This window comes from Enterococcus mundtii (genome assembly GCF_002947535.1).
GTDB classification, from domain to species: Bacteria; Bacillota; Bacilli; order Lactobacillales; family Enterococcaceae; genus Enterococcus_B; species Enterococcus_B mundtii_B.
In genome coordinates this window covers 1-463 of record NZ_PUAP01000072.1, presented here as the reverse complement: position 1 = coordinate 463, position 463 = coordinate 1, and the positions used below count along the sequence as shown (strand labels likewise).

Sequence of the window (463 nt, the reverse complement as noted above, 5' to 3'; positions counted from 1 at the left end):
ACGCCAGAGGTAGATCCCGGAACGGGCGGCGGAACAGATCCAGGCACAGGAACGCCGGAAGTCGACCCAGGCACAGGTGGAGGAGAGACTGATCCCGGCACTGGCACGCCAGAGGTGGATCCCGGAACAGGCGGAGAAACAGATCCAGGCACTGGCACCCCAGAGGTAGATCCAGGCACAGGAGGCGAAACCGATCCCGGCACAGGCACCCCAGAAGTCGATCCAGGAACAGGGGGAGGAGAGACCGATCCCGGCACAGGTACCCCAGAAGTTGACCCAGGCACAGGAGGCGGCGAAACCGATCCCGGCACTGGAACGCCAGAAGTCGATCCAGGCACAGGTGGAGAAACCGATCCCGGAACTGGCACGCCGGAAGTCGATCCCGGAACAGGTGGCGGAGAGACTGATCCAGGCACTGGCACGCCAGAGGTAGACCCAGGAACAGGCGGCGAAACCGATCCCG

The 463-nt window shown here is 64.1% G+C and carries 1 protein-coding gene; it reads left to right on the top strand.

What is annotated here, in order from left to right:
* Window positions 1–463, top strand: a 463-nt coding sequence (locus CUS89_RS15830; protein WP_181055383.1) for a DUF4573 domain-containing protein, incomplete at both ends; no start/stop codon positions are given.